At 44.0% G+C, this 26,201-nt stretch carries 27 protein-coding genes; 11 read left to right on the top strand and 16 right to left on the bottom strand.

What is annotated here, in order from left to right:
* The first annotated feature begins 92 nt into the window (after window positions 1-92).
* Window positions 93-449 (top strand): hypothetical protein, encoded by a 357-nt coding sequence (locus I5907_RS00270; protein ID WP_196988751.1) that lies wholly within the window; start codon window positions 93-95, stop codon window positions 447-449.
* Window positions 450-668: 219 nt separating this feature from the next.
* Here the strand turns inward: I5907_RS00270 and I5907_RS00265 are convergent, their stop codons facing one another.
* From I5907_RS00265 to I5907_RS00240, 6 genes are all read right to left on the bottom strand, one after another.
* The gene (locus tag I5907_RS00265; protein ID WP_196988750.1) at window positions 669-1,952 is read right to left on the bottom strand and encodes an acetyl-CoA hydrolase/transferase family protein; all 1,284 of its coding nucleotides are present in this window, start codon (window positions 1,950-1,952) and stop codon (window positions 669-671) included.
* 111 nt (window positions 1,953-2,063) lie between these two features.
* Entirely contained in the window at window positions 2,064-2,414 is a 351-nt protein-coding gene (locus I5907_RS00260; RefSeq protein WP_196988749.1) for a DsrE family protein, read from the bottom strand.
* 38 nt (window positions 2,415-2,452) lie between these two features.
* A complete protein-coding gene (locus I5907_RS00255; RefSeq protein WP_196988748.1) occupies window positions 2,453-2,764 on the bottom strand; it encodes a rhodanese-like domain-containing protein in 312 nt (103 codons plus the stop codon).
* A gap of 6 nt (window positions 2,765-2,770) precedes the next feature.
* Window positions 2,771-3,052 carry a rhodanese-like domain-containing protein gene (locus tag I5907_RS00250; RefSeq protein WP_196988747.1) on the bottom strand — a complete coding sequence of 94 codons (282 nt, stop codon included), beginning with the start codon at window positions 3,050-3,052 and terminating at the stop codon, window positions 2,771-2,773.
* Between the two features lie 302 nt (window positions 3,053-3,354).
* Window positions 3,355-3,723 (bottom strand): thioredoxin, encoded by a 369-nt coding sequence (gene trxA, locus I5907_RS00245; protein WP_196988746.1) that lies wholly within the window; start codon window positions 3,721-3,723, stop codon window positions 3,355-3,357.
* 72 nt (window positions 3,724-3,795) lie between these two features.
* Window positions 3,796-5,499, bottom strand: coding sequence for an acetate--CoA ligase (locus I5907_RS00240; protein ID WP_196988745.1), 1,704 nt, complete (start codon window positions 5,497-5,499; stop codon window positions 3,796-3,798).
* A 345-nt stretch (window positions 5,500-5,844) separates the two neighbouring features.
* Here I5907_RS00240 and I5907_RS00235 point away from each other — a divergent pair, with 345 nt between their 5' ends.
* From I5907_RS00235 to I5907_RS00210, 6 genes are read left to right on the top strand one after another with little or no spacing between them, the layout of a single operon-like run.
* Window positions 5,845-6,174, top strand: coding sequence for an ArsR/SmtB family transcription factor (locus I5907_RS00235; protein WP_196988744.1), 330 nt, complete (start codon window positions 5,845-5,847; stop codon window positions 6,172-6,174).
* A 52-nt stretch (window positions 6,175-6,226) separates the two neighbouring features.
* Window positions 6,227-7,072, top strand: a complete 846-nt coding sequence (locus I5907_RS00230) for an arsenite methyltransferase (protein WP_196988743.1) — start codon at window positions 6,227-6,229, stop codon at window positions 7,070-7,072.
* 24 nt (window positions 7,073-7,096) lie between these two features.
* Window positions 7,097-8,170 (top strand): ACR3 family arsenite efflux transporter, encoded by a 1,074-nt coding sequence (gene arsB, locus I5907_RS00225; RefSeq protein ID WP_196988742.1) that lies wholly within the window; start codon window positions 7,097-7,099, stop codon window positions 8,168-8,170.
* Between the two features lie 17 nt (window positions 8,171-8,187).
* The gene (locus tag I5907_RS00220) at window positions 8,188-8,961 is read left to right on the top strand and encodes a metallophosphoesterase family protein (protein WP_196988741.1); all 774 of its coding nucleotides are present in this window, start codon (window positions 8,188-8,190) and stop codon (window positions 8,959-8,961) included.
* Between the two features lie 36 nt (window positions 8,962-8,997).
* A complete protein-coding gene (gene arsN2 / locus I5907_RS00215; protein ID WP_196988740.1) occupies window positions 8,998-9,453 on the top strand; it encodes an arsenic resistance N-acetyltransferase ArsN2 in 456 nt (151 codons plus the stop codon).
* Window positions 9,450-9,869 carry an arsenate reductase ArsC gene (locus I5907_RS00210; protein ID WP_196988739.1) on the top strand — a complete coding sequence of 140 codons (420 nt, stop codon included), beginning with the start codon at window positions 9,450-9,452 and terminating at the stop codon, window positions 9,867-9,869. The genes arsN2 and I5907_RS00210 overlap by 4 nt, the downstream gene beginning before the upstream one ends.
* A gap of 57 nt (window positions 9,870-9,926) precedes the next feature.
* Here I5907_RS00210 and I5907_RS00205 read toward each other — a convergent pair whose 3' ends face one another.
* The 7 genes from I5907_RS00205 to I5907_RS00175 all read right to left on the bottom strand — a co-directional run bounded on the left by I5907_RS00205 (window position 9,927) and on the right by I5907_RS00175 (window position 17,769).
* Window positions 9,927-10,871, bottom strand: a complete 945-nt coding sequence (locus I5907_RS00205) for a TolB family protein (protein WP_196988738.1) — start codon at window positions 10,869-10,871, stop codon at window positions 9,927-9,929.
* A gap of 260 nt (window positions 10,872-11,131) precedes the next feature.
* Window positions 11,132-11,770 carry an NAD(P)H-binding protein gene (locus I5907_RS00200; protein ID WP_196988737.1) on the bottom strand — a complete coding sequence of 213 codons (639 nt, stop codon included), beginning with the start codon at window positions 11,768-11,770 and terminating at the stop codon, window positions 11,132-11,134.
* Window positions 11,771-12,050: 280 nt separating this feature from the next.
* Window positions 12,051-14,420: a PAS domain-containing sensor histidine kinase gene (locus tag I5907_RS00195; protein ID WP_196988736.1), complete on the bottom strand. Its 2,370-nt coding sequence runs from the start codon at window positions 14,418-14,420 to the stop codon at window positions 12,051-12,053.
* Between the two features lie 252 nt (window positions 14,421-14,672).
* Window positions 14,673-15,071 carry a (R)-mandelonitrile lyase gene (locus I5907_RS00190; RefSeq protein WP_196988735.1) on the bottom strand — a complete coding sequence of 133 codons (399 nt, stop codon included), beginning with the start codon at window positions 15,069-15,071 and terminating at the stop codon, window positions 14,673-14,675.
* Between the two features lie 26 nt (window positions 15,072-15,097).
* Window positions 15,098-16,183, bottom strand: a complete 1,086-nt coding sequence (locus tag I5907_RS00185; protein WP_196988734.1) for an NAD(P)-dependent alcohol dehydrogenase — start codon at window positions 16,181-16,183, stop codon at window positions 15,098-15,100.
* Window positions 16,184-16,253: 70 nt separating this feature from the next.
* Entirely contained in the window at window positions 16,254-16,718 is a 465-nt protein-coding gene (locus tag I5907_RS00180) for a cyclophilin-like fold protein (RefSeq protein ID WP_196988733.1), read from the bottom strand.
* 172 nt (window positions 16,719-16,890) lie between these two features.
* Window positions 16,891-17,769 (bottom strand): helix-turn-helix domain-containing protein, encoded by an 879-nt coding sequence (locus tag I5907_RS00175; RefSeq protein ID WP_196988732.1) that lies wholly within the window; start codon window positions 17,767-17,769, stop codon window positions 16,891-16,893.
* A gap of 384 nt (window positions 17,770-18,153) precedes the next feature.
* Between I5907_RS00175 and I5907_RS00170 the strand changes: the two genes are divergently transcribed.
* The 4 genes from I5907_RS00170 (at window position 18,154) to I5907_RS00155 (ending at window position 22,009) form a co-directional block, all read left to right on the top strand.
* Window positions 18,154-18,621 carry a (2Fe-2S)-binding protein gene (locus I5907_RS00170; RefSeq protein ID WP_196988731.1) on the top strand — a complete coding sequence of 156 codons (468 nt, stop codon included), beginning with the start codon at window positions 18,154-18,156 and terminating at the stop codon, window positions 18,619-18,621.
* Window positions 18,618-20,777 (top strand): xanthine dehydrogenase family protein molybdopterin-binding subunit, encoded by a 2,160-nt coding sequence (locus I5907_RS00165; RefSeq protein ID WP_196988730.1) that lies wholly within the window; start codon window positions 18,618-18,620, stop codon window positions 20,775-20,777. The genes I5907_RS00170 and I5907_RS00165 overlap by 4 nt, the downstream gene beginning before the upstream one ends.
* Before the next feature lie 43 nt (window positions 20,778-20,820).
* Window positions 20,821-21,465: a hypothetical protein gene (locus I5907_RS00160; RefSeq protein WP_196988729.1), complete on the top strand. Its 645-nt coding sequence runs from the start codon at window positions 20,821-20,823 to the stop codon at window positions 21,463-21,465.
* A gap of 181 nt (window positions 21,466-21,646) precedes the next feature.
* Window positions 21,647-22,009 (top strand): DUF2200 domain-containing protein, encoded by a 363-nt coding sequence (locus tag I5907_RS00155; RefSeq protein WP_196988728.1) that lies wholly within the window; start codon window positions 21,647-21,649, stop codon window positions 22,007-22,009.
* 329 nt (window positions 22,010-22,338) lie between these two features.
* Here I5907_RS00155 and I5907_RS00150 read toward each other — a convergent pair whose 3' ends face one another.
* The 3 genes from I5907_RS00150 to I5907_RS00140 form a co-directional block, all read right to left on the bottom strand.
* A complete protein-coding gene (locus I5907_RS00150) occupies window positions 22,339-22,560 on the bottom strand; it encodes a hypothetical protein (RefSeq protein WP_196988727.1) in 222 nt (73 codons plus the stop codon).
* 253 nt (window positions 22,561-22,813) lie between these two features.
* A complete protein-coding gene (locus tag I5907_RS00145; RefSeq protein ID WP_231401917.1) occupies window positions 22,814-25,273 on the bottom strand; it encodes an ABC transporter permease in 2,460 nt (819 codons plus the stop codon).
* Between the two features lie 118 nt (window positions 25,274-25,391).
* Window positions 25,392-25,922, bottom strand: a complete 531-nt coding sequence (locus I5907_RS00140) for a VanZ family protein (protein ID WP_196988726.1) — start codon at window positions 25,920-25,922, stop codon at window positions 25,392-25,394.
* Window positions 25,923-26,201 lie beyond the last annotated feature (279 nt).

The following is a 26,201-nucleotide window of genomic DNA, read 5'->3' as shown; positions in this document are numbered from 1 at the left end:
CCCGAACAGCCTTTGCACATAGATATGTCATTTGAACAGCTAATTAAAAAGGCTGCTAATACACCTATAAAGAATAGTAAAATCAATAAAAAATGACTTGTGAAGAAAAGCAAGATTATGACATTCTAAAATTGTTGATTGATAATAATGGTTATTTGAGCTATTGGGATTTTAGAGCTAAAGCAAGCGAAGCAGGTGTAGGATTAGAGCATGAAATTACAAATGAGATGAACAACAGAGGGCTAATAGATGAAGGGATATTTGTTGTCAATGACAGGGAAGAACAAGGGAATAAAATTACAATAGCAGGAAGAAATAAATATAAGTTCTTATTAGACCAGATGGCAGCAGAAAAGAAAAATGAAACAATAGCAAGATGGACTTTTTGGATTGTTATCATAGGAACTATTGCAGCAATTTTATCAGTAATGCTCCCACTGTTACAGTAGTTTGAACAATCACTAATATTAATATACGGCGGTAAATCTTTGACATATTTGCTTCATGTTCAGTCATTCCGTATCAACTAACAAATAAGAATTAACCTTTATAACGTAAATAAGTTTTTTTTGCGGCTACGTTATATACTTGTCCCTTATTGGTAGTTGTTTCCGACGCAAGGGACGCTCAATAGCCATACAAATGCCGGGTACATACAATTTTTTCTCTTAATTGGTAAAGCGCTCAAAATAAGCCCTGTCAAGTGTTTCACGATCTTCGGGGTTTGCAATACTGATCAATGCTTTTGCACGCTGCCGGAGGTTTTTTCCCCATAGGTTTACCACGCCATATTCCGTAACCACAAAATGTACATGCGCTCTTGTGGTAACAACGCCGGCCCCGGGCTTTAACATGGGTACAATGCGTGCAATACCTTTATTTGTCCTGGAGGGAATGGCGATAATTGGCTTGCCTCCTTCACTCAGCGCGGCGCCACGCATAAAATCCATCTGGCCGCCAACGCCTGAAAATTGTGTGGTACCGATAGAATCACTGCATACCTGGCCGGTGATATCTATCTCTATGGCGCTGTTTATGGCTACCATTTTGTTGTTGCGGCGTATGATGTGCGGATCGTTTACATAATCTATATCCAGAAATGCGAATGATGGATTGTTGTTTACATAATCATACAATCGCTTTGAGCCAAGCGCAAAGGAAGAAACAGATTTGTTGGGATGGATCTTTTTGTATTTGTTGTTGATCACGTCTTTTTCACAAAGATCGATGATGCCATCAGAGCACATTTCGGTATGTACACCGAGGTCTTTGTGGTTGTGCAGGCATTGTAAAACCGCATCAGGTATCGCGCCGATGCCCATTTGTATCGTGCTTTTATCATCGATAAGTGCTGCAATCAACGCACCGATCTTTTCGGTTTCGGGGCCACATTTTTCTGTAAAGTTTGTTTCGTGCAAAGCGTCTTCGCAATAGACCATGGCGTGGAAGCGGCTCATGTGTATCATACCATCGCCATGTGTTCTTGGTGCGTTGGGATTAACCTGTGCAATAATATAGGTTGCTGTATTTACCGCGCTGCGTGCAATATCTACCGATGTACCAAGCGAACAATAGCCATGCTCATCGGGTACCGATACATGCACAATAGCAACATCGATGGGCAAAACACGTTGTTTGAAAAGCTCTGGTATTTCACTTAAAAAAATAGGAACATAATCAGCATTGCCTGTCTTTACCGCGTTCCTGACAGAAGCGGAAACAAACAAAGAATTGACATGAAAGTTGTTCCGGTAAACCGGCTTGTCTATTTCGAGCTCTCCATAAACGCTGATGCATACAACTTCTACATGCTCGAGCCTGTCTGCCTCCTTTGCAAGATGTTTCAGTAAATAAGTTGGTGTATGTGCACTGCCATGGATAAAAACTCTTTGATTGGATTGAATAACAGCGAGGGCTTCTTTTGGGGAAACATAATTATCTGGTAACCGCATTCCTTGATTTTTGCGCAAAGGTATAGCGGTGCGATTGTTGGCAACATGATTATCATCATTCTCCGGCAACGACTTTGGCCGGGAAACACTACATTTTTTGCTTTCCGATCGTTAGAAACCGGCTTTAATGTAACTCCAGCCCTGGTGTTGCTTTACGACGATTTCTGCTATAGCGGCGCGGACAGTACTAACACCGGCAGCCAGTTGAGCAGCCTGGATATTGTTTGTCTGCAACATATTTTCGCAGGCAACGACAGCCACTTTATTACACACCAGCTGATTGAGCAGCGGAAGGTAGAGGTTGTTTTCTTTTAACAAAAAAGGAAAGCTTCTGCCATGACACACCAGTTCAATCTCTACAGCGCCGGGCAAAGCTTTCATCAGGTTATTCAACTGCGATACCGCGCTTTTAAAAACGTCGGCATCGCCGGAAGTAAGCTGCATTATTGTTTTATAAGTCATGATATTTTTTTGAATGGACGATGCCGGCAGCAAACTGATTAACTCAGTTTTTTTTGAAGCGCGTTCCATGAGCCGCCGTTGTAGCATTCCACACCTGCAGATTGTAAAACACGCTTTGCAAGGCTGCTTCTGCCGCCACTTTGACAACAGGTAATAACGGCCCTGTTTCTTTTTTTTAAGTCTGTTGATTTAGATCTTATACTATCAAGCGGTATATTGATGGAACCTTTAACGTGACCGGCTTTGTATTCTGCCGGCGTACGTACATCTACAATAACCGCACCATCTGTATACAGTTGTTTGTAATCAACGGGCTGCATGCCGAATAATGTCTTTAAGAATGCTATCATAATGTATTAGTTTAATAAGCGTTTTAGATAGTCGATACTGCCGCCATTGTAAACATTACTATAGCCGAGCTGTTGTAAAAAGTCAACAGCCATGCCGCTGCGGTTACCACTTCTGCAGTAGAATATGATGGGTGCCTTACCGAGTTTCTCAAGTTCGGCTGTGCGGGCCGGCACCTGGTCGAGCGGTATATTGATTGCACCATTGATGTGCTCCGCATTAAATTCCCCGGCGCTGCGTACATCGATGATTTTCGATGCAGGATCTTGTAGTAGCTGCTGTAAGTTCATAATGATGTTTGTTTTAAAGAGGGAAGGCAAAGGCCTTCCCTGTAACCTCAAACCAACGTAAAGCATTAATAAAATCAACTTTATGAATGCAAATATCCGGAGCGGTGAATACCCTGAATATGACATAAGTCACAGAGCAGGTATTTTTCTTGGTCTTCGCTTTGGTCTTCGCTTTGCTGAGCCATGCTGTCACAGTACAAGTGTGCGACGCAACGATGCTGCATGGAAAGGTGAAAGCCCGGTGCCTACAAACAAAAAAGCCCCAAAGGGCTTTTTATCATCATGTGTTTTTAGTATTACGTTTAACCGCCTGCTGTAGCCAGTAATTTTTCTTCGATCACTTTTTTAAAGACATGCTTTGGAAGGGCGCCGGGCTGCATCATCGGTTCGCCTTCTGCCGGTATGAACAACAGGGAAGGTATACTCTGAATACCAAACACTGCTGACAGCTCTTCTTCGGTTTCTGTATCTACTTTATAAATCACCAACCGGCCTTCGTATTCATTGGAAAGTTCTTCTAATATTGGTGCTACCATTTTGCATGGGCCGCACCAGTCTGCATAAAAATCAATGATTGCAGGTAAGGTGCCTTTGTACGACCAGTCTGCAGATGTTTCGTAATTGAAGATATCATCTTTAAAGCCCTGTGTTGTAAGTTTAACTGTTGCCATAGCTAACGTTTTTACAAATTTACCTGCAGGTGTAGCGGTGTATCGTGACTTGTGTAACCACCCTTACAGTGTTCATTTGCCGGTGTTGAAATAAAATTCATTGTCAATAACCTGCTGTTGCAATTTCCGTTCCGCTTCTATGCCACGTAATTCTACCCGTCTTATTTTGCCGCTGATCGTTTTTGGCAGATGGGCAACAAATTCAATGATCCTGGGCATTTTATACGCAGCAATGTTTTTACGTGCAAAAGCAAAAATATCCTCTGCCAGTTGCGCGGAAGCAGTATACTGGTCACCCAGTACGATGAAGGCTTTTACCAGAAATCCTTTTGCGGCATGCGGGCTGCCAACCACCGCAGATTCAACGATGGCCTCGTGTTCCAGCAGAACACTTTCTACCTCAAAGGGACCGATGCGATAATCGGATGATTTGATCACATCGTCATCCCGGCCGATAAACCAGATATAGCCATCCTGGTCTGTGTATGCTTTATCACCGGTATAGTATAACTGGTGTTTGAAAACTTCCTGTTGTTTAGCAGTGTCACCAAAATAACCGGAAAATAAGCCGTTGGGTTTGCCGGTGCCTGTTTGCACAGCAATATTGCCTTCTTCATTAGCGGGGAGTATATTGCCATCATCATCTGCTATAACAATATCGTATAGAAAGGCAGGTTTACCCATAGAGCCATATTTTACCCTGCTGCCCGGCATGTTTGCCACGAGACATGTACTTTCTGTTTGTCCGTAGCCATCGCGTATGGTGATGCCCGTGCCTTTTTTCCAGAGTTCCACAATTTCCGGGTTGAGCGGTTCTCCGGCGGCCACGCATTCCCGCAACGAAAAATGATACGCAGTAAGCTTTTCGAGTATAAGCATACGCAGTGCTGTAGGCGGTGCACAAAACGTAGAGACTTTATATTTTTCCATGGCAGCGAGGTGAGCGGCTGCAACAAAACGGCCCGGAGGGTTAAATGCAAAGATGGTGGCGCCGATGCTCCAGGGAGCAAAAAAACTGCTCCAGGCAAACTTTGCCCAGCCTGGCTGCGAGATGTTGTAATGCACATCACCTTTTCGCAGGCCGATCCAGGATGCTGTGGTCAGATGGCCAAAAGGATAACTAAAATGCGTATGGGTAACCACTTTCGGCATGCCCGTTGTGCCGGAAGTGAAGAAAAGAAACAACTGATCGTCTGCAGCTGTGGCGGCTGCATGCGCGGTAACAGGTTGTAATTTTATTTGCTGGATGCTGACCCAGCCCGGTCGGTGCGCACCGATTATGATCTTTAACGTTATCGTGTTGCCGGAAAGGACTTCGGCCTCATCGATCTTTGGTGCATTTTCATGATCTGCAATCACTACTTTTGGCAGGAGTCGTCCAAACCGGTAAACAATATCCTGGACGCCTAAAATTGTTGCTGCCGGCACCAGCCTGAACCCGCCTTTGACTGAAGCCAAAACAGTGAGCCAGTTTTCAGGCAGCAGGGGCATTTGGGCAAAGATGACATCTTGCTGTTTTATATGATGGCTTCTCAGGAGATTTAGCAGTTGATTGCATTCGTCGTGCAGCATTTGAAAACTGAAGTGCTTTTCTGTGGTGCCGTCTGTCCATATAAGCGCGGTTGCGCCAGGTGTTTCATGTACATGGATGCGCTCAAATACTTCTTCGGCCCAATTGAACCGTTGTGGTTTTGAAATGGTCAATGCACGCAATGCATCGTATTGTGCAGATGCAATAAGTTCCACGACATGTTTGTACTGCGCTGTGATTGTCATATGCCAGGCAATTTTGCTATTAAATGTACCACAAAAAATGCGTGCTCATGCGTTGTTGCACCGCTTAACACCAACGAGCAAAGACAAGCAATGTATTATGCGATAATAAGCAGTGCAAAGTTTGTTTGACGCTGTGTTAAGTTGTGCGCTGCAGCCGCCATAAAAACGGAACGCACAAGTGAGTGACACAACAGGTGATGCCATGAAAAACTATTGCCGGGTACATAATCAGTTTACTTTTAGCGCGGGCAATGAGCAGGTTTTTTGTGAGCTGTGTTGGGATCTGTGTATTTAATGGAAAAAAATTTTGGCGGGTAAAATCGTTATCGTAATATTGCGATTGATATGGGTGCTACAAAATCGCATGAATTTAGTGTAAAGGAAAACAGGCTTGCAAAGTATGCAAAGGCGCTGGCGCATCCTGCAAGGATAGCGATCCTGAAATTTTTAGCTAATAAAGCCGCCTGCCAGTGCGGGGACATAGTGGAGGAGTTACCACTTTCTCAAAGTACGGTATCTCAACACCTGAAAGAACTAAAAGAAGCAGGGTTGATAAAAGGTGAGATTGAAGGTGCAAAAGTTTGCTATTGCATTGACGAAAAGGAGTGGAAGGTTGCACAGGTTTGGCTAAACCAGTTATTTGACAGCTATAGGAGCAGTAAGGAATGCTGCTGATTTTTTTTGGCTGTAATCATCGTAATATTCCGATAAATAAAAACTACATACAATGGACACACAAAATCAATTAAAAGAACTGGTACAACAGAAATATGCTGAGATCGCTTTACAGGATAAGGCCACGAATGAAAGCTCCTGCTGTGGCTCTGGTTGCTGCTCAACAGAAGTGTACAACATTATGGCAGACGATTATACACAACTGGAAGGTTATAACCCCGATGCAGATCTTGGGCTTGGTTGCGGCTTGCCCACACAGTTTGCCAAAATAAAAAAGGGTGATGTTGTTATTGACCTTGGCAGTGGCGCAGGCAATGATGCTTTTATTGCAAGGCACGAAACGGGCGAAACAGGTAAAGTGATCGGTATAGATTTTACACCGGCTATGATTGAGCGGGCAAGGCAAAATGCTGAAGTACGCGGTTTGAATAACGTAGAGTTCAGGCAGGGCGATATTGAACATATGCCGGTAACCGCAAATACCGCAGATGTGATTGTAAGTAATTGTGTATTGAATCTTGTGCCCAATAAAGATGGTGTGATAAAAGAAATTTACCGCGTACTTAAACCAGGCGGCCACTTCTCCATTTCGGATATTGTGCTGGAAGGCCAGTTGCCCCAGGGCATACAACAGGCCGCTGAAATGTACGCAGGCTGTGTATCTGGTGCCATTCAAAAACAGGTGTACCTCGAACTGATAGCATCAAACGGGTTTACGAATATTACGGTGCAAAAAGATAAGGCGATCATTATTCCTGCTGATATTTTGAGTCAGTACCTTTCAACCGAAGAAATACAGGCTTTCAGGCAGTCTGGTACAGGTATACGTAGTATAACAGTTTACGCAGAAAAACCTGTTACAGAAAAAGCCTGTTGTGCCACTGGTTGTTGCGACTAGTTTTCATTTTAAAATAAAAAGATTATGTCAGCAAACAATTGTGCACCCACACATGAAAGAAAGCGGTTGAGTTTTCTTGACAGGTATTTGACGCTTTGGATTTTTACTGCAATGGTTGCAGGCGTGTTGGCCGGATATTTATTTCCTGCATTTCCAGGGTATATAGATTCTTTCTCTTCCGGTACAACCAATATTCCTTTGGCCCTTGGTTTAATTCTCATGATGTACCCTCCTTTTGCAAAGGTCAGGTACAACAAACTGAAAGAGGTATTCACCAACACAAAGGTTTTAGGAATGTCACTACTTCTGAACTGGGTGGTGGGGCCTGTTCTTATGTTTCTTCTCGCCATTATTTTCCTGCATGGCTATCCCGCATATATGACAGGGTTGATTCTTATTGGGCTGGCACGTTGCATTGCAATGGTAATAGTGTGGAATGAACTGGCGGAGGGAAGCAGGGAATATGCGGCAGGACTGGTAGCGTTAAACAGCATTTTCCAGGTATTGTTATACAGCGTTTATGCCTATGTATTTATAACCGTTCTGCCTCCGTTATTTGGTATTGAAGGATCGGCAATAAACATAACAATTGCAGATATTGCGGAAAGTGTCGCTGTTTATTTAGGCATTCCTTTCGCCGCCGGGCTTGTGTCGAGTATAACATTGCGCAAACTTATGGGGGATGAATGGTACACGGATAAGTTCATTCCTTTTATATCTCCCATCACGCTGATTGCGCTGCTTTTTACCATTGTTTTTATGTTTAGCATAAAAGGAGCGTTGATTGTACAAATACCATTTGATGTGATAAGGATTGCAATACCGCTGGTGCTATACTTCACAATGATGTTTCTCATTAGTTTTATTGCCGGCAGAAAAATGGGTGCCGATTATTCTACCAATGCATCTATCGCTTTTACTGCAGCGGGTAACAATTTCGAACTTGCAATTGCCGTAGCTATTGGTGTATTTGGCATAAACAGTGGTCAGGCCTTTGCGGGAGTTATTGGCCCGCTGGTAGAAGTTCCGGCATTGATAGCATTGGTCAATGTGGCTTTTTGGCTCAGGAAAAAATATTATAAAGAAAATAAATTATAGTACCAAAGTCTACTGTTATGAGAATCGCTCTTTTTAGTGACGTACACGCAAATTTACCTGCATTGCAGGCATGTTTTAAAAGCATGGATGAGCAGCATCCCGATGCTGTTTATTGCCTTGGAGACCTGGTTGGTTACAACATCTGGCCCAATGAAGTGATTGATGAAATAAGAAAAAGAGGTATACCGGCTATCGCGGGTAATTACGATGAAGGTATTGGATTAATGAGTAACGAATGTGGGTGTGCTTACAAGTCTGCGCCTGAAAAAGATATGGGCAATATTTCCATCTCCTACACAAATTCGATCGTAAAGCCGGAGCAAAGGAAGTATTTAAGAACACTACCTGCACATATACGTATTGAGTTTAAACTAAACGGTACATTGCTTAACGTGCTGTTGGTACACGGAAGTCCGCGAAAAATAAATGAGTATCTTTTTGAAGACAGGGACGAGCAAAGTATGATGCGGATTATGGAGCAGGCAAATGCAGATATATTGTGTTTTGGTCATACCCACAAGCCTTACCATAGAATTTTGCCGGCTGAGGCTTCGGACAACATGCCCTGCCGCCACGCAATAAATATCGGCTCTGTAGGAAAACCAAAAGATAATAACCCTGCCGGCTGTTATGTTATACTTACTCTTGATGAGCATACCGATATAACAAAAAAAGATAGCCTGAAGGTGGAGTTTATCCGTTTTGACTACGATGTTGAAAAAGCAGCCAAAGCGGTGGAAGACAGCCCGCTTCCCAATGATTATGCTGACATGCTGCGAAAGGGATATTAGTATAACTTTAGCTGGCCCGCTAAAACGACAAATAAAATGGATAGCATTTTTGCAGTTACTGTTAATGGAGCTTCGGTTGCAAACCGGCCCGCAATAATCAACCTGCTGCAGGCAGCAGGGTTACCAACCGCTGACTTACCTTCAACAATGGAGCATTTTTTTGTGGCAGTGGTTGATGGTATCGTTGTTGGCGCCATTGGCCTGGAGTTGTATGGCCATGATGGTTTGCTGCGATCAATGGTGGTCAACGAATTGCAGAGGGGCAATGCCATTGCAGCACAACTGTTACAACAACTCGAAAGCCATGCACAAAAAAAGGCATTACATAGTTTGTACCTGCTTACAGAAACAGCGGCGCATTATTTTGAACGCAAAGGGTACCGGCCGGTAACAAGAGATGCAGTGCCTGCCGCACTGCAGGCCTCGTCAGAGTTTAGTCATGTTTGTCCTGCAAGCGCCATTGTTATGAAAAAAGACATACAATCGTTATGAAAAAAATTTTAGTACTCTGCACAGGAAACAGTTGCAGGAGCCAGATTGCAGAAGGATATCTGAAACATTTTGCAGGTGATAAAGCGGCCGTGTACAGCGCAGGTGTAGAAACACATGGCGTAAATCCACGTGCCATACAAACCATGCAGGAAGATGGCATCGATATCTCGATGCATACTTCAAACCATATTGACGAATACAGGAACATTGATTTCGATTTTGTAATTACCGTGTGCGACAATGCAAAGGAACGTTGCCCATATTTTCCTTCGGGTGCAAAAAAGTTCCACCACAACTTTCCCGATCCTGCTAAGAAAACAGGCACAGCGGAAGAGATTTTACAGGCTTTCAGGGATGTACGGCAGATGATCAAAGAATATTGCCGGCAGTTTGTAGCAGCACAAATCCTGCAATAACCAGGCTGCCAAACAAAAGCCGCAGTTTGTTATGCGTTGCAGTAAAATGACTGTAATCTAGTTGGAGGCTTTGCTTACAGCGTAACTGATAAAAGCAACCTTCCTGCTGTCGGGGCTCCATGATGGAACATTGATGGTTCCCTGGCCGCCAAAAAATACCGGCGTAATGTCTTTGCTTTGCATGGTGTGCAGATCCAGCAATCTCAGTTTTACATTTTTACCAAACAAATGCTGCTGCTTTTCGTCAGATGCATAAGCAATGTAGACTACAAACTTATTGTCGGGCGAAGGATGCGCAAACCAGTTAGAGTTGGTGTCAAACGTTAGCTGTTCAGGTTTAGATCCGTTTGCAAACATGCGCCAGATCTGCATATGCCCCGTTCTGTAAGAATTGAAATAAATGTACCTGCCATCAGCAGCGTAGTCTGGCCCGTCATCAAGTCCTTCATTGTCTGTCAGTCTTCTTTCAGTGCCACCTTTTACGTCAATGGTATAAATATCATAGTTGCCGTTACGCTCCGCGCAGTAAGCCAGTGTGTTGCCATCGGCACTCCAGCCATGCCAGTAAGAAGGCACCTGCGTGGTTACTTTCCGAGGCTCGCCACCGTTTACAGGCACAATATAGATGGCAGATTTATAAGGTTTGGAAGACGTGTCCGTTTTATCGTTGTGACTAACCGCAAGCCACTTTTTATCCGGCGATAAGCCGTGATCGTTGTTGCACTGGTTTACAAACGAAGTGTTGATCATCGTCGTTTTTCGTGAAGCCAGGTCCAGCCTGTACAGCTTTCCGTAACTGTTTACAATAAGGTAATTGGCGGGGTGCCAGTTTGGTGCCTCAAAATGTTGCTGCGCAACCAGCACCGTATCAGTTTTGCCGGTGTAAACATCCAGTGTTTGAATATAGCTGGTGGTATCCTGTGCCTGTAATACCAATGTAAATGATTGTGTAAGCAGTAAGACAAATGCAAACGTTAATCGTTGATGTAAGGTGGGCTTCACTTGTATGGTTTTAGTATGAAAAATGAATATAACAAATTTAGCCCGTTATTTAAATGCAGTTGGTACAGTTTCATCCGGGTTTGCAATACAGAAGTTCTACAAATGCTATTGTAAATTATTTGTTTACCGGCTGCAGATCATGTATTGTACACCTGTTGTGTCACTCACTTGTACGCCTTCGCCGTGATCGGCAACGATACTGCATATCCGAAAGCGTTATAATAACATGCATGTTAGGAACAGCTATGTTTGCCCGGGTACTAAAAATCAAAAATTTCTTTTAGCGCTATAATATGTTTTCCCTGTAATATTTTTTTGGGCGCTTTGGCCAGCTTTGCTGCAAGCACCGTTGTTGGTAAAGGTTTAAATTTTTGGAACAGTCCAATGCCATTAAAAAACTTCAGCACAGCGGCAGATACCCGTTCTCCAGTTCTGTCGGTATTTTCCCGAAGCAGCAGGCCCGGCCGGAAAATGATCAGTGCTTCAAAAGAAAGACCGGCAATCGCATCTTCCAGCCGGCCTTTCATTTTTGAATAAAAAATATTACTCGTTGCTGCCGCGCCCCAGGCTGATAAAAGCACTCCTTTTTTTACCCCGTTTTGTTTGGCAATGGTGGCAAAATTCAATGGTATGTCATGATCGATCTGCCATTGCTTCTCTTTGGTGCCCGCAACTTTAAGCGTGGTGCCTAAAACAGAAAACCATACATCTCCATTAACAGCACTGCTGATGTTTAGCAGGTTGCTGAAGTCTGTAATAACCTCCGACAATTTGTGGTGTACGATGCCTGTGCTGCGCCGTACAAAAATGACCACCGCTGTATATGCAGGATCGTTGAGTAAAATATTTACCAGGTCTCTTCCTGTGGCGCCTGTGGCGCCGATGACCAATGCTTTCATATAAACCTGTTTATTGATTGATCTTTTAAAGTTAACAACAGTATACCCCAAAAAAATACTTTGGTTGCTTAAAAGTATGTATGATGTATCACGCGTTGACATACCCGGCGCTGCTGAAAAAATCTTTACTGCCAAAGGGCTGCGGGATAGGAGCGTAAAGCCCGCAGCCATGAGGTACGAATGGCGAGAACTTGCAGCGGATAGCCCGGACTGTTGCTGCATTTATAAACTGCCGCTGCCAGCCCACAATGGTTCAGGCTGCCTTTGTGAATGATTATGGTTAATTACTGGCTGGCTGTGTTAAAGGAATAGCAAAATAGAAGCTGCTGCCGGCTCCCTTTTCGCTCGTTACCCATATTTTTCCGTGGTGTTTACGCACGATCTCTGCAGATAAAAACAGGCCGATGCCCATGCCGGTATGCGTTTTACTGATGTCGTGTACCCGGAAGTAGCGGTCGAACACCAGCGGTAAATCTTCTGGTGCAATGCCAATACCGTGGTCTTTTATTTCCACAATAAGTTCGCCGGCTATTTTGGTTACGTTAACGTCTACGGGTTTGCCTGTGGCGGAATATTTGATGGCATTATTCAGCAGGTTGGAGCATACATGGTTAAGACGCTCACTATCGCCATGTATCATAAGGCTGCCCTGTATACCATTAACGGTGATCTTTCTTGATGGATACGTGGTGCGTATAAAATCAACGCTTTCTTCAAGCATACTGTTGAAGTCGAACATTTCATGGTTTAATTGCAGCTGGCCGTGTTGCATACGCGTAACGTCCAGGAAGTCTTCGATGATATTGTTCAGCCTTTTAAGCGCACGGTTGGTTTTTTCGATCATGGAATAAACGGTGTCGTCCTGCATGTCTTTCAGCCTGTTTGCTGCCAGTTGCAAAAAGCCTTGTGCAATGGTAAGCGGTGTCTTTAGCTCATGGCTGGCGATGCTGATGAATTCATCTTTTTTCTCATCGAGCTTTTTCCTGTCTGTAAGGTCGGTATTGGCCTGTTGCAGTTCTGTTGTTCTCATCAGCACTTCTGCTTCGAGCTTTTCCGAGAATGTTTTTTGCTGGTGTATATCTGTTGCGGTGCCAAACCAGGATAAAATTTCGCTTTGCCTGTTTTTTTGCGGTATAGCGCGGCTGAGGTGCCAGCGGTATTCGCCATCTTGCATCATCAGCCGGTGTTCCATTTCGTATACAGCGCCGGACGCTACAGCATCTTTCCATGCTTTTTCCGTTTGGGCTATCTCATCAGGATGTACCAGCCCCGCCCATTGCCATCTGCCATCAGGCAGTTTTGTTGCACCTGAGTACATAGCAATGCGATCGTTGTAGTAAAATACCAGGCCATCTGCACGGGCCATCCATACAACCTGTGGCATTGTATTGGCCAGGTGTTGAAATTGTTGCTGGCTCTCTTCGATCCTGTTTCTGGCATTAACGGTATCTGTTACTTCTACACCTACCACCATAACGCCTGCAATGGTATTGTCGAGGTTGTACCATGGTGTATAATGAAGATCGTAAAGACCGGTGTACGGTTGGTTATTACGTGTAAATGAAAGTGGTATTTCCCTGGAGATGTGTGGTTTACCTGTTTCATAAACCATGCGGTATATCTGAATGCGTTCAGGTATACCGGTAAAAATAGTTTCCAGCGGCAGGTCGATCATTTCATGTAACTGCCTGCCGGTAATTTCCAGTGCATATTTATTTGCAACGCGTACCAGCAGGTTTTTACCTTCCAGTAAAACAATTGCAAGAGGCGCCTGGCTAATGAGCTGGGATAGTTCTTTTTCTTTTAGCTCCAGTTGCTGTCTTGCATAAACAAGCTGTGTAATGTCTTCGCCGATAACCATTATGCCTTCAATCTTTCCGTCCGCATTTCTGAAAGGTTCATATACAAACCTGGAGTAGTATTGTACCGGTTTGTTGTTTTTCACAATGATCACTGACTGTTCATCTGCCTGGAAGCGTTCACCGGTTTCGTATACCTGTTTAAGCAGGCCGATAAATCCCTGTGCTTCCAGTTCGGGGAATACATCAATAAGCCTGCGGCCCACCATTTCATCCCTGGTCTTTTGTATAAGCGTCAGCGAAGCATCATTGATCAGTTCTATCACCATTTCGGGCCCTTTCAGTATCTGTATTGCAACGGGCGCCTGGCTGAAGAGCCGGGTAACATTATCTTTGCTCTCCTTCACCTGTTTGTTTACCAATGCCCGTTCTGTAACTTCTGTGGCTATGGCCGTAATACCTTCCACCTTGCCTTCATCATCAAAACGGGGCTGCCATACAAAATCAAAATAACCTGTCTGTGGTGTTCCGTTGCGGTTTACCACATAAGGTATTTCGTTGCCAACAAAAGGTTTGCCCGTATCATAAATCTCTTCCAGGATGTGCGCAGCCTGTGCCATAAGATCTGGCAGCGATACGTATAATGACTGACCTATAACAGATTTGTCTGTACCCCACAATTCAAGGCATGCTTCATTGGCTGTGGCTACTACCATATCTCTTCCATCAATAATGGCGATAGCCACACGGGCACTATGAATAACGTTGTGGTAAAGTTTTGCGAGTTCTGCTGCTTCAAACGTTTCCTGATCACTATCCTGTTTTATACCAGACAGAATTTTATTTAGCATTGAAGGTGATGTATTGTTTGGCGACTGGCAATAGCGCCCTTCGCAGGTAAATGTTTGCCGGTTCTCCGGGGGACTTAAAAAGTGTGAAATTAATTCTTTTACAACTTTCTGTTACTAAAATAACGTACAGAACGGATGAACGAACGTAAAGTTTAAGGTTTGTATAAAAATATTAAACATGACAAATCCCTTTAATAAAAAAGCTTCTCATGGAGGTGAGAAGCTTTCCTGTATTGATTGTATGCTGTTAGATCAGCTTACATGATATTGTTCATTGGTAACGTGTTCAAGCCAATCCACCACTTTGCCATCCAGGCTTTCCTGTATTGCAATGTGCGTCATGCCATTTGTAGCCGTGGCACCGTGCCAGTGTTTTTCATTGGCCTCAAACCAAACCACGTCACCGGGGTAAACAGGCGTTACCGGGCCGTTTTCTTTCTGCACCCATCCACAGCCCGACACAATGATCAGTGTTTGTCCCAATGGATGTGTATGCCATGCGGTTCTGGCGCCGGGCTCAAACGTAACCGATGCAGCGGCTCCGCGTCTTGCGGTGTTGGGTTCAAAAAGCGGATCGATTCTTACCGCGCCTGTAAACCATGCTGCGGGGCCTGTACCCGATGGCCTTGACCCCACCCTTGTTATTTCCATGTCAAAAAATTTACCAATGATTGGTGTTAGTTTTTTAAAGAGGCCATATCAATCACAAAGCGGTACTTAACATCTCCTTTCAATAAGCGCTCATATGCCTCATTGATGTGCTGTATGTTGATCATCTCTATGTCTGCCACTATATTGTGTTTACCGCAAAAATCAAGCATCTCCTGTGTTTCTGCAATGCCGCCGATCATAGATCCTGCAAAGCTCCTGCGGAATGGTATAATGCTGAATGCAGCAACAGGCAGTGGCTGCTCGGGAGCACCAACAAGCGCCAGTGAACCGTCCACCCTCAGTAGGTTCAGGTACGCATTAATGTCGTGCTGTGCAGATACCGCATCTAATACAAAATGAAGCTTACCTGCATACTTTTTCATTTGTTCCGCGTCTTTGGAAAGTATTACATCATCTGCGCCAAGCCTTTTGGCATCGTCAAACTTGGAGGCAGATGTTGTAAATACAATCACTTCTGCGCCCATTGCTTTTGCAATTTTAACGCCCATATGCCCCAGTCCGCCAATACCTACAATACCTACTTTTTTGCCGGGCCCCACATTCCAGTGCTTCAAAGGAGAATATGTGGTAATACCTGCGCAAAGTAATGGCGCAGTAGAAGCAAGATCGAGGTTTTCAGGCACTTTCAGTACAAACGCTTCGTCTACTACTATGTTTTCAGCATAACCACCGTACGTATGAGTATTCAGGTGGGCATCAGGTGCATTATATGTGCCGGTCATTCCGTTGGCACAGTATTGCTCCAGCCCCTCCTTACAGTAATCGCATTCGCGGCAACTATCTACCATGCAACCTACCGCGGCAGTGTCGCCGGCCTTGAATTTCTTTACATGTTCACCAACACGCACAATCTTCCCTACAATCTCATGGCCTGGCACACACGGATAGATCGTATTGTGCCATTCATTTTTTGCAGTATGCAGGTCGGAGTGACACACCCCGCAAAACAAGATCTCTATTTCCACATCATGCGGCGTGGGCTTTCTCCTGTTAATGTTTAATTGTTCCAGCAATGCATCGGCTGCATTTGTGCCATAGGCTTTTGTTTTGGTTGTTCCTGTTTCTCCTGGTGTAGCTTTTGTTGTTTCCATTGGTTTTAATATTTAAATGACAGAATGATTGGTATGCGTCAATAACCGTACTATGTTTTTTGTATTTGTGTTAGCCGGCAGCCTTTTCAAACCGGATGGTTACGTTCCCGGTGCCCAGCGATGCTTTCAACCCGGTTATATCTTCGATCTTTCCCAGTACTGTATAACTGTAAGAACTGGAAAATGTTTCATAAAACAAAACAAGTGTGGAAGCGCCATACAACATAATATCCCCGGCATTGATAGTGCCCGGCTTTTTTGCGCCGGTAACCAACGTATGTGGCAATTCGCCAAACTTTTCATTCGCGTTTAGATCCTTTAATTGCATCGTGAGTGGCAGCATCTTTAAAAATGCTGCTGCTGTGGGGTTGTCGCAAAGTGTAGCGGTAAATGCAGTATTGCCAATTGTTATTTTCATTTTCGAGGTGATTAAACGATTACCGGAAGTTTCTCTCATTGTTTCTTTGCTGTTGCCCACCGGAGCAGAAAAACCAACAGCAATAATCATCAACAGCGCAGTGAGCAAATATTTCATTGTATGATTTTTTTGTTACCAAATGAACGCTTACTGATTTGGGGGCATGCCCCGCCGCGTAATAACAAATACTCCAGGTATTGCGTATTCGCAACGTTTTTACTTCCGGCATGCAAAAATATGTATAGAGATTTCCTAAACATTACAATAATCAAACCGATCATTAATACATTCAAACTGCTTCCGACCGGATAGTTGTTGGGCTTACTCCTGTAACACGCTTAAAAAAATTGGTGAAGTAGGTAGGGTAGCCGAAGCCAAGCGCATAAGCAATGTCTGCCACGTTCCAGTCGGTGTGCTGCAACAAAGCTTTTGCCTCATTGGCTGTTCGCTCCGCAATATGAATGCTGGTGGGTTTGCCTGTTATTTCCTTTACAGCGCGGTTTAAATGATTTACATGTACATGCAGGCTGTTTGCATAATCCTGCGCTGTTTTTAATGCCAGCGGACGGTCCATACTTTCAATCGGGAATTGCCTTTCCAGCAATTCCATGAAAACGGCCGTTATGCGTGCAGCCGCATTTTTGTGAACAGAATAATTTTCCAGCGGCTGCATTTTCAATGCTTCATGAATAAGCAGGGTGATGTAATTTCTTATCAGGTCGTCTTTGTAAACGTAGTCACTGTCCTGCTCTTCAATCATTTTCTTAAAAATCGAATTGATAAAATTACGCTGCGCTGCAGAAATATGCATAATAGGCGTGCCGCCTATTTTAAAAAAAGGAGATTGTTGTAAAACTGCCGAACGCTCAGACAATTTCAAAAAGTCTTCTGAAAAAAGACAGGTATAACCAGCATATGTTGACGAAAGAGTTTCCCAGGAATAAGGTATGCGGGGATTGCCGAAAAACAACACACTGCCTTCATGTTCAAAACTCCTGTCAGCATAATGAATTTTACTCTTCCCGGTGGTAATGCAGATTTTATAAAAATCTTTCCTGCTATACACGCGTGTTGTGCTGGAGTCGGCTACAATCTGAAAAGCGTTAAAACCTTTCAGCCGCAGTTCATTGTTAAATGCAGAAAGTGAACGATGCTGTTTGGTGTTCATTGTATGAAGTTAAGAAAATCAAACAATTTACCATATGCCTTTCATAGCCCGATTTAATTGCCCTTACTTAATATGCCAGGTTAGCATGTCATGTTTTTTATTGATGTTACCAACTGCAGTGCAGGTATGTAGCTGCGGTTGTGTCACTCACTTCAACTGCACGATCTCTATGCAGCAAACGCGAAGACCGAAGCGGAAAACTGTTTATTTTATTACCTGGTTCACCGCATTTTTATACCAGATGCTGCAAAATATTTGAAATACTTAGCTTTTGGTTTGATTATTATAACCAGTTATTCCCGCTAAACCCTACCTTGGTATTGAATATTATAGTAACTTAATATCTCATCACAACCTTCAGTGTGTTGCTAATCATATCAAACAATGAAACTAAACATTAACAGCAAGTCTTACACAGTAGATGTAGAGCCGTCAATGCCTTTGCTTTGGGTACTACGAGATGTACTTCAACTTACCGGTACAAAATATGGTTGCGGCATGGCACAATGTGGTGCATGCACGGTACACCTCAATGGGGAAGCAGTGCGCTCATGTGTAACGCCTGTAAGCCGTGCCGAAAACCAAACCATCGTTACCATAGAAGGTTTGTCAGAAGATGTTACACATCCTTTGCAACTTGCCTGGATGGAAGAAGATGTGCCGCAGTGTGGTTATTGCCAGAGCGGCCAGATAATGGCCGCGGCTGTCTTACTCCGTGAAAATAAAAAACCAACCGACCAGGATATTGATGATGCGATGAGTGGTAATATATGCCGTTGCGGCACTTACCCCCGTATAAGAAAAGCCATCCACCGCGCTGCGGAAATGCAACAGCAGGGAGGTGTAAAATGAGTACCACCGCATATGACAGGCGTGCTTTTTTGAAAACAGGTGGTATAACAGGTGGAGGGTTACTGGTTGCTTTTTTTGTGCCTGCACAGGCCAAACGTTTCCTGGCAGGTAAAGAACCTGCAGATGCAGTGTTTACGCCAAACGCATACCTCAACATTTCATCAGATAATACCATTAAAGTGGTGCTCTCGCATGTAGAAATGGGGCAGGGTATATGGACCACCCTGCCTATGCTTATTGCAGAGGAACTTGACTGCAACTGGAGCAACATTGTGGTAGAGCACTCACCACCGGGTAAGCCATATCTGCATACTGTTTACGGTGTACAACTTACCGGCGGCTCCACCAGCACATGGTCAGAGTTTGACCGTTACCGCAATGCAGGTGCCACTGCACGTGCCATGTTAATAGAAGCGGCAGCAAAAAAACTGGGCGTTTCACCGCAGGCATGTAAAACGGAAAACGGATATGTTCTTGCCGCAGGTAAAAAACTGAGTTACGGAGAACTGGCTGCAGATGCGGCCACACTTGCTCCGCCAATGGGTGTAAAACTCAAAGACAGGAAAGACTGGACAATTATCGGCAAAGCAAAAAAGCGTTTAGATACAAAAGCAAAGATCAGCGGTCAGGCTATATTCGGTATGGATGTACATTTCCCCGGTATGCTTACAGCGGTAGTTGCGCATGCACCGGTATTCGGGGCCACGGTAAAATCTTTCGATGCCACAGCCGCAAAAGCAGTAAAAGGCGTAACAGACGTGGTCCAGGTTCCTTCCGGTGTGGCGGTAATAGCCGAACATTTTTGGGCTGCAAAAAAGGGGCGGGATGCACTTACCATAGAATGGAACATGGGTAAAGGCGAAGCGCTAAACAGCGAAGTCCAGTTTGAATCGTATAGCAAACTCGCCGCAACAAAAGGCAGCATTGCTGCTGAAGCCGGTAACACCACAACCGCACTGCAAAGTGCAGGCACCAGTGTACAAGCAACCTATAAGCTGCCATACCTTGCCCATGCACCAATGGAGCCGCTCAACTGCGCAGTGAAGCTCGAAGGCGATGGCTGCGAGATATGGGCAGGCACACAGGCACCCATGTGGGACCAGCAGCGTGCTGCAGGCATACTTGGCTTAAAACCTGAACAGGTAAAAGTATATACAACATTCCTTGGTGGCGGCTTTGGCCGCAGGGCAAACGGTACATCAGACTTTGTAATAGAAGCAGTGCATGTTGCCAAACAAAGCGGCAAGCCTGTTAAGCTGGTATGGACACGCGAAGATGATATACGTGGCGGTTACTATCGCCCGGCTTTCTTACACCAGGTACATGCAGGGCTCGACAGCAATGGCATGCCGGCAGCATGGCAGCATACCATCGTAGGTCAGTCTATCATGGCTGCCACTCCCTTTGCAATGGGTATTCAAAAAGGTATTGACCCCACTTCGGTAGAAGGTGTAAATGATTCTCCCTACATGGAATCCATACCCAACCACAGCATAACATTACATACACCCGAACTTCCTGTAACGGTTTTGTGGTGGCGCTCTGTTGGCCACACGCACACCGCCTTTGTAATGGAAACAATGATTGATGAACTTGCCCATACTGCCGGTAAAGACCCGGTAGCATACAGAAAAAGCCTGCTAAAGAGTAAAAGACATCTTGCTGTACTCGAGCTGGTGGCTGAAAAATCCGGCTGGCAAAAACCTTTGCCTCAGGGCAGGTATCGCGGGGTGGCCGTGCATGAATCTTTTGGAAGTTATGTGGCACAGGCAGTGGAAATATCAGTCAACAACGGGCAACTGAAAGTGCATAAGGTTACCTGTGCAATTGACTGCGGCATCGCTGTAAACCCCGAAGGTGTAAAAGCACAAATGGAAAGTGGCATCGTCTTTGGGCTTACTGCTGCATTGTACGGGGAAATTTCACTGGAAAAAGGCCGTGTAAAACAAAGAAATTTCCACGATTATAAAATGGTGCGTATGCATGAATCTCCGGTAATTGAAGTACATATTGCCGACAGTAATGAAAAGATGGGTGGAGCAGGTGAGCCAGGCGTGCCACCGCTTGCGCCAGCCCTGGCCAATGCTGTGTTTGCCGCCACCGGCAAGCGCGTCAGGAGATTGCCGGTGCAGCCATCAGACCTGGTAAAAGCATAAATGAAGCTCTGCATATTCTTACTAAGTAAACAAAAAATCAGACATGAACTTTCCAGCATATCGTATCAAGATCCGCCGCATTACAATTTGCTCAACACTGTTGGTAGCCGGTATAGCACTTGCCACAACAGCATTCAAAAAAGAAGAGCAGCATACTGGTGTAAACAATGCAGCTTCCATGAGTGAAGCCGATATTAAAGCTTCGCAGGAGGCATTTATGAAAGTGTATAAAGTATTTATGTCTCCGCGTTGTATGAACTGTCATCCTGCAGGTGATGTTCCTTTAAACGGAGACGACAACCACCTGCACCCGCAGGGCATAAAACGTGGTAAAGATGGTAAAGGGCTGTACGCACTTAAGTGTACAAATTGCCACCAGGTAGAAAATACACCAGGTTTAAACATGCCGCCAGGCGCAGAAGAATGGCACCTGCCACCTGCTGATATGAAAATGGTTTTTGAAGGCAAAACACCTTATGAACTGGCGAAGCAAATGAAAGATCCAAAACAAAATGGTGGTAAATCTTTACAGGACCTGATAGAGCACATGAAAACAGATCTTGTAAAGTGGGGCTGGGAGCCGGGAGACGGACGAACAACACCACCGATGAGCTATACTGAGTTCTACGACACTTTTAAAGAATGGATTGATACCGGTGCAGCCTTGCCCGATAAAAATGCACGGTAGTATTCCAGGCCTGTTTATTTTTTAAGTATCATGATCAACATATTCTTTATATACATGCGGCAAGCCGGAACGGCTTGCCGCATTTTTTTCACCATACTGATGGTTGCGTAAAATTGTGTGTAACCGGTAAACCACGAATCCGGTATTTTTACAAAACAATTCATTGTTTGAATAAACAGTTATGAAAACCACGCCTGAACACGATACGCGAATAGCCAATATGACCTTTGCTTCTGTTTACCCGCACTATGTTGCCAAAGTGGAAATGAAAGGAAGAACAGTAAGTGAATTACATGAAGTGATACAATGGCTTACCGGCTTCAACGAAAAAATGTTGCAGCAACTGATCAGCGAAAAAGCAAGCTTTGAAACATTCTTTCAAAAAGCAACGCTCAACCCCAATGCCACGTTGATTACAGGCGTAATATGCAGCTACAGGATTGAAGCAATAGAAAACGCTTTAACAAGACAGGTAAGGTATCTTGATAAACTGGTAGATGAACTTGCCAAAGGAAAAAAAATGGAAAAAATTTTACGCTCTTAACAGCTATAATGACCGCATACGCTCATTCAAATATAACCTCCATTACCCCCCCCGGTTACAAAATATTGCCTTGCTGCGCAAACTGTAACCGCAGACTACAGCCGCCATATAATATGCAGATAAAGTGCTTGCGACGCAACAGGCGATGCCACGAAGCACTACTGCCGGTATCAAATAATTTTATACTGTTTTATTAAACCTGCATTAGTACAGGAAGAAGAAATATGTAGCAGGCTGCAGTAAAAGCATGAGGCTTTTGTTGTGTCACTCACTTGTACACCTGTGCACTTTTCAGCAATGATACTGCATGGCTGTATTGCATCGCGGTATTAACCCGTAATACGCTTGTCTTTTGCCGCATACTTTGCATACACCAGCAAAGCAGCCATTACCATAATGTTCCTGAAAATATTGAGCATGTCGTTTTCTGATGTTGCAGCACGTGGCATATGTACCATAAAAATCATGAGTAAAACATATAGTGCCATAAGCATGGCGGCCAGTTGATCATATTTGCCAACCAGGCAACTTACCATAAATGCAAGTATCAATACACTTCAATCATTTCGGTGTAGTATTTGGCGCCGTTCATTTTTTAATTTGGCTTTTGCAGGTGTTCAAAGCCTTCTTGCAATCATCCATACAAGTATATTGAAAAATACATCAGGTACATTTCCCGGTGTTGAAATCCTTCAACAAACCACAACAGTATTCGTTCAGTATACGGGAAGGGTTGCCCAAAAAAGGCAACCCGTTAAGGCAGATAATATTAACCCGCCTTATGAGACAAGATGTATACGATACTTATTCTGTTCTTAAACTCTTTACAGGATTGGCAACAGCCGCTTTAACAGCCTGGAAGCTGATGGTTGCCAATGCTATGAATACAGCAGCCAGGCCACCAGCGGCAAATAACCACCAGCTAATGCTGATGCGATAAGTATAATCTTCCAGCCACTGGTGCATATAATACCAGGCAACAGGTGTGGCAATTACAAATGCTACAGCTATCAGTATGATGAATTCTTTTGAAAACAAATAAACGATACTGCCCGTGCCTGCACCGAGTACTTTGCGTATACCTACTTCTTTTATTCTTTGTACCGCCATGAAAGATGCAAGCCCGTACAGGCCAAGACAGCTAAGGAAGATGGCAATGCCCGCAAATATTTTATACAGCACGGCAAGCTGTGTTTCCTGTTTATAGAAGCTCGCAATTTTTTCATCCAGGAATGAGTATTCATATACGTTGTCTGGCAATGTTTGCTCCCATAACTTTTTAATGTATTGCATGCCGGCAGCCATACCTGCTGTAGAAAGTTTTACAGATGCCTGGCGGTACATGGTACTGTTGGTGGCCATAATCAATGGTGCAAGATCCCGCCGCAGAGACCTGTTGTGAAAGTCTTTTACCACGCCAACAACAGGGCATTTGATCAGGCCATTCATCATGCTTATTTCTTTGCCAATAATGTCTTCCGGTTTTGTAAGGCCGAGTGCTTTTACGAAAGATTCATTTACGAGAAACTCTTTTGTCCAGCCGGAGGGTTGCAGGTTTTTGCCGGCCACCAGCTGCAGGTGAAAGGTGGCTACATAATCATCATCGACAAATTTTGATATGGCTTCAAAGCCTGCATCTTTTGTTGCGTTGTTGTAACGAAAACCAGTAAACATATTGTTTTCTTCCATGGGCGAATTGGAGTTGAAACTTACAGACTGTATACCGTTTGATAACAATTGCTGTTTCAGGTAACTGGTTAGTTTGCCACCGGTACTGTCTGGCCTGAACGCTATATTTACGATCGTGTTTTTATCAAAACCCAATGGCTGATCCATAAAGTAATTCATCTGTTGTACAATCACCAGTGTGCCAACGATCAAGGCCTGTGCAATTACAAATTGAAACACTACAAGGGCCCGCCTGAGCGAAATACCTTTTATAGTATTCGCTGCAAGTTTGCTCCGGAGTGCATTCACCGGGTTGAAACGGGATAAAACCACCGACGGGTAAAAGCCTGCGAGCACTGTAACTACTGCAGCCACTGTTACAATAAACAGTAACACCGCTTTGCTGAAGAGCATGCTAAAGGGCAGGGAAAGCTCCAGTATATCATTAATGTAAGGCAACGCAATCAGCGTAATAACAAAAGCCAGTAGTACAGCAACTGATACGATCAGCAATGTTTCAACAATAAACTGTACCTGCAACTGTAGCTTGTTACTGCCCAATACTTTTCTTACACCCACTTCTTTTGCACGGTTAACAGCCTGTGCGGTAGAAAGGTTAATAAAATTTACACAGGCTATCAATAGTATAAATGCAGCTATCAGCCATAGTACATTGACGAGTTCCCTGCTAATGATTTTGTTGCTGTAGTTACCGGCAACTGCATCGTAATGTATGTCGCTTACCGGTTGCAGTATATAATTGTCTTTACTATCTGCAGGCCTGGCCTGCTGTGCATGGTTGCGTAGTTGCTGATTAAAGCTTTCTGCAGCAGTGTTTTCCGGCAGTAATACATAGCAACCAAAATCAGGTGCAGTACCATTCCAGCCCGGCTGCTGAAAGCCAAACTGTGCATCTCCGGTAAAGTCTGTGCCGTATGCAATCACCAGTTTTAGCTGAAAGTCTGTATTGGCCGGTATTGTAGCAAGTATGCCCGATACTTTCAAAGATGTTGCCGGGAACTGGAACAAAGCTGCACCCATACTATAATAACCTTTTATCTTAATGGTCTTACCCATTGCCTCCTGCCAGTTACCAAAATATGTTGTAGCAATTTCTTTGGTTAATAAAACATTGTTGGGGTCGTTCAAAGATGCATAGCTGCCCGCAAGCAAGGGAAAGCTGAACAGTTTAAAGAAAGATGGCGATGTATAAAATACGCCTCTTTGTTCTTTAAAATTTTTTGGAGAAGCAGCACCTGCTTCTGCTACCTGTATTTCATCATTGCTGCTGGCATATACCGGCACTACTTCCTGCAGTTGTGGCAAGGCTGCCCGCAGGTAGCCCGGTAATGGAAAAGGAACATTCTTTGCGTAAGTTGTATTGCCTGCATCTGCAGCATAAGATTCCGTAAGCAACCTGTAAACACGGTCTTTATTGGTATGAAAATCTTCAAAGCTGGTTTGAAATTGTATTACAAGAAAGATCATCATGCAAACAGCAATGCCAACTGCAAGACCGGCAATATTAATAACCGTATAGATTTTCTTACGCAGCAGGCTTCTTACCGCAACTTTAAAATAGTTTTTAAACATCATCTTTTTATTACAGGTTATAAATCATGTTTGCCCGGCTTTTGTACGCTGTGGCATCGCCTGTTGTGTCACTCACTTGTACGGCAACACTTCGTGGCAGCAGCGCCGGTTCGGTCTTGTGCTATTGATACCTCACCGGCAGCATACCCATTTTTAGTAATGTAAGTAATATCAGCAGTACTATCGTTCCGGCTGCAGCAAGAATATTGATGCATTGTTGTGCACGCATACTGTTGTTAAATAGTTTCTCAATCGCTTTAAAAATATACAGGCCAATAGCTGCACCGGTTGTATTTGTAACAATGTCTGTAACGTCAAATGCGCCGGTTTTACATACGAATTGAATACATTCAAAAGCCAGGCTGGTTAAGAACAACAGCAAAACTTTTTTCCCGTAAGTCCACTGTGTATACAGTAAACCTATGTAAATACCAGGCGGTAGAAAGATCAAGACATTCAGTAACATTTCGGCCATACCGCCTTCGCCGTTATTGTTTACGATATCGTAAAAAGGAACCAGGTTTACGCTTCTTTCATTCATGTATGAAAAATGTACCCCCAGTTTAAAGAGCAGTATCCAGCATAATATACCTGCATAAACAACCAGCAGTACTTTTGTAAAATTGTTTGCGCTGTTCTTGTAAGTTTCCAATCAATTGTTATTTGCGCCTTGTTTTGCCAGGCTGGTTAAAGCAACTGCATTGATTACATAACAAATCAATCAAATTATTTTAATGCACACAAAAGCAATAGACGGGCAGCAATAATGTCTATTCAAAACCGGGGTTTTAAACCATGGACAGCCTGTAGCTATCCTGCGCAAGTTCTCAAAGAGTAGTACCCGCCTTTCGTCGGTTAGAAAAGTGTTTCCGGGGGTTCCATTTGCGGCTGTACCGGCTGTTTCCTAATATTGTATTGCTGCAGCTTTCGT

This window comes from Panacibacter microcysteis, from assembly GCF_015831355.1.
In the GTDB taxonomy this organism is placed as follows: domain Bacteria; phylum Bacteroidota; class Bacteroidia; order Chitinophagales; family Chitinophagaceae; genus Panacibacter; species Panacibacter microcysteis.
Note: the sequence above shows the minus strand (reverse complement) of the source record. Positions and strands in the feature narration are given on the sequence as shown.

Bases quoted from the DNA above. Each gene is read 5' to 3' on its own strand.
- I5907_RS00270 (WP_196988751.1), top strand. From the start codon at position 93: ATGACTTGTGAAGAAAAGCAAGATTATGACATTCTAAAATTGTTGATT.
- I5907_RS00265 (WP_196988750.1), bottom strand. From the start codon at position 1,952: ATGCGGTTACCAGATAATTATGTTTCCCCAAAAGAAGCCCTCGCTGTT.
- I5907_RS00260 (WP_196988749.1), bottom strand. From the start codon at position 2,414: ATGACTTATAAAACAATAATGCAGCTTACTTCCGGCGATGCCGACGTT.
- I5907_RS00255 (WP_196988748.1), bottom strand. From the start codon at position 2,764: ATGATAGCATTCTTAAAGACATTATTCGGCATGCAGCCCGTTGATTAC.
- I5907_RS00250 (WP_196988747.1), bottom strand. From the start codon at position 3,052: ATGAACTTACAGCAGCTACTACAAGATCCTGCATCGAAAATCATCGAT.
- trxA (WP_196988746.1), bottom strand. From the start codon at position 3,723: ATGGCAACAGTTAAACTTACAACACAGGGCTTTAAAGATGATATCTTC.
- I5907_RS00240 (WP_196988745.1), bottom strand. From the start codon at position 5,499: ATGACAATCACAGCGCAGTACAAACATGTCGTGGAACTTATTGCATCT.
- I5907_RS00235 (WP_196988744.1), top strand. From the start codon at position 5,845: ATGGGTGCTACAAAATCGCATGAATTTAGTGTAAAGGAAAACAGGCTT.
- I5907_RS00230 (WP_196988743.1), top strand. From the start codon at position 6,227: ATGGACACACAAAATCAATTAAAAGAACTGGTACAACAGAAATATGCT.
- arsB (WP_196988742.1), top strand. From the start codon at position 7,097: ATGTCAGCAAACAATTGTGCACCCACACATGAAAGAAAGCGGTTGAGT.
- I5907_RS00220 (WP_196988741.1), top strand. From the start codon at position 8,188: ATGAGAATCGCTCTTTTTAGTGACGTACACGCAAATTTACCTGCATTG.
- arsN2 (WP_196988740.1), top strand. From the start codon at position 8,998: ATGGATAGCATTTTTGCAGTTACTGTTAATGGAGCTTCGGTTGCAAAC.
- I5907_RS00210 (WP_196988739.1), top strand. From the start codon at position 9,450: ATGAAAAAAATTTTAGTACTCTGCACAGGAAACAGTTGCAGGAGCCAG.
- I5907_RS00200 (WP_196988737.1), bottom strand. From the start codon at position 11,770: ATGAAAGCATTGGTCATCGGCGCCACAGGCGCCACAGGAAGAGACCTG.
- I5907_RS00195 (WP_196988736.1), bottom strand. From the start codon at position 14,420: ATGCTAAATAAAATTCTGTCTGGTATAAAACAGGATAGTGATCAGGAA.
- I5907_RS00190 (WP_196988735.1), bottom strand. From the start codon at position 15,071: ATGGAAATAACAAGGGTGGGGTCAAGGCCATCGGGTACAGGCCCCGCA.
- I5907_RS00185 (WP_196988734.1), bottom strand. From the start codon at position 16,183: ATGGAAACAACAAAAGCTACACCAGGAGAAACAGGAACAACCAAAACA.
- I5907_RS00180 (WP_196988733.1), bottom strand. From the start codon at position 16,718: ATGAAATATTTGCTCACTGCGCTGTTGATGATTATTGCTGTTGGTTTT.
- I5907_RS00175 (WP_196988732.1), bottom strand. From the start codon at position 17,769: ATGAACACCAAACAGCATCGTTCACTTTCTGCATTTAACAATGAACTG.
- I5907_RS00170 (WP_196988731.1), top strand. From the start codon at position 18,154: ATGAAACTAAACATTAACAGCAAGTCTTACACAGTAGATGTAGAGCCG.
- I5907_RS00165 (WP_196988730.1), top strand. From the start codon at position 18,618: ATGAGTACCACCGCATATGACAGGCGTGCTTTTTTGAAAACAGGTGGT.
- I5907_RS00160 (WP_196988729.1), top strand. From the start codon at position 20,821: ATGAACTTTCCAGCATATCGTATCAAGATCCGCCGCATTACAATTTGC.
- I5907_RS00155 (WP_196988728.1), top strand. From the start codon at position 21,647: ATGAAAACCACGCCTGAACACGATACGCGAATAGCCAATATGACCTTT.
- I5907_RS00145 (WP_231401917.1), bottom strand. From the start codon at position 25,273: ATGATGTTTAAAAACTATTTTAAAGTTGCGGTAAGAAGCCTGCTGCGT.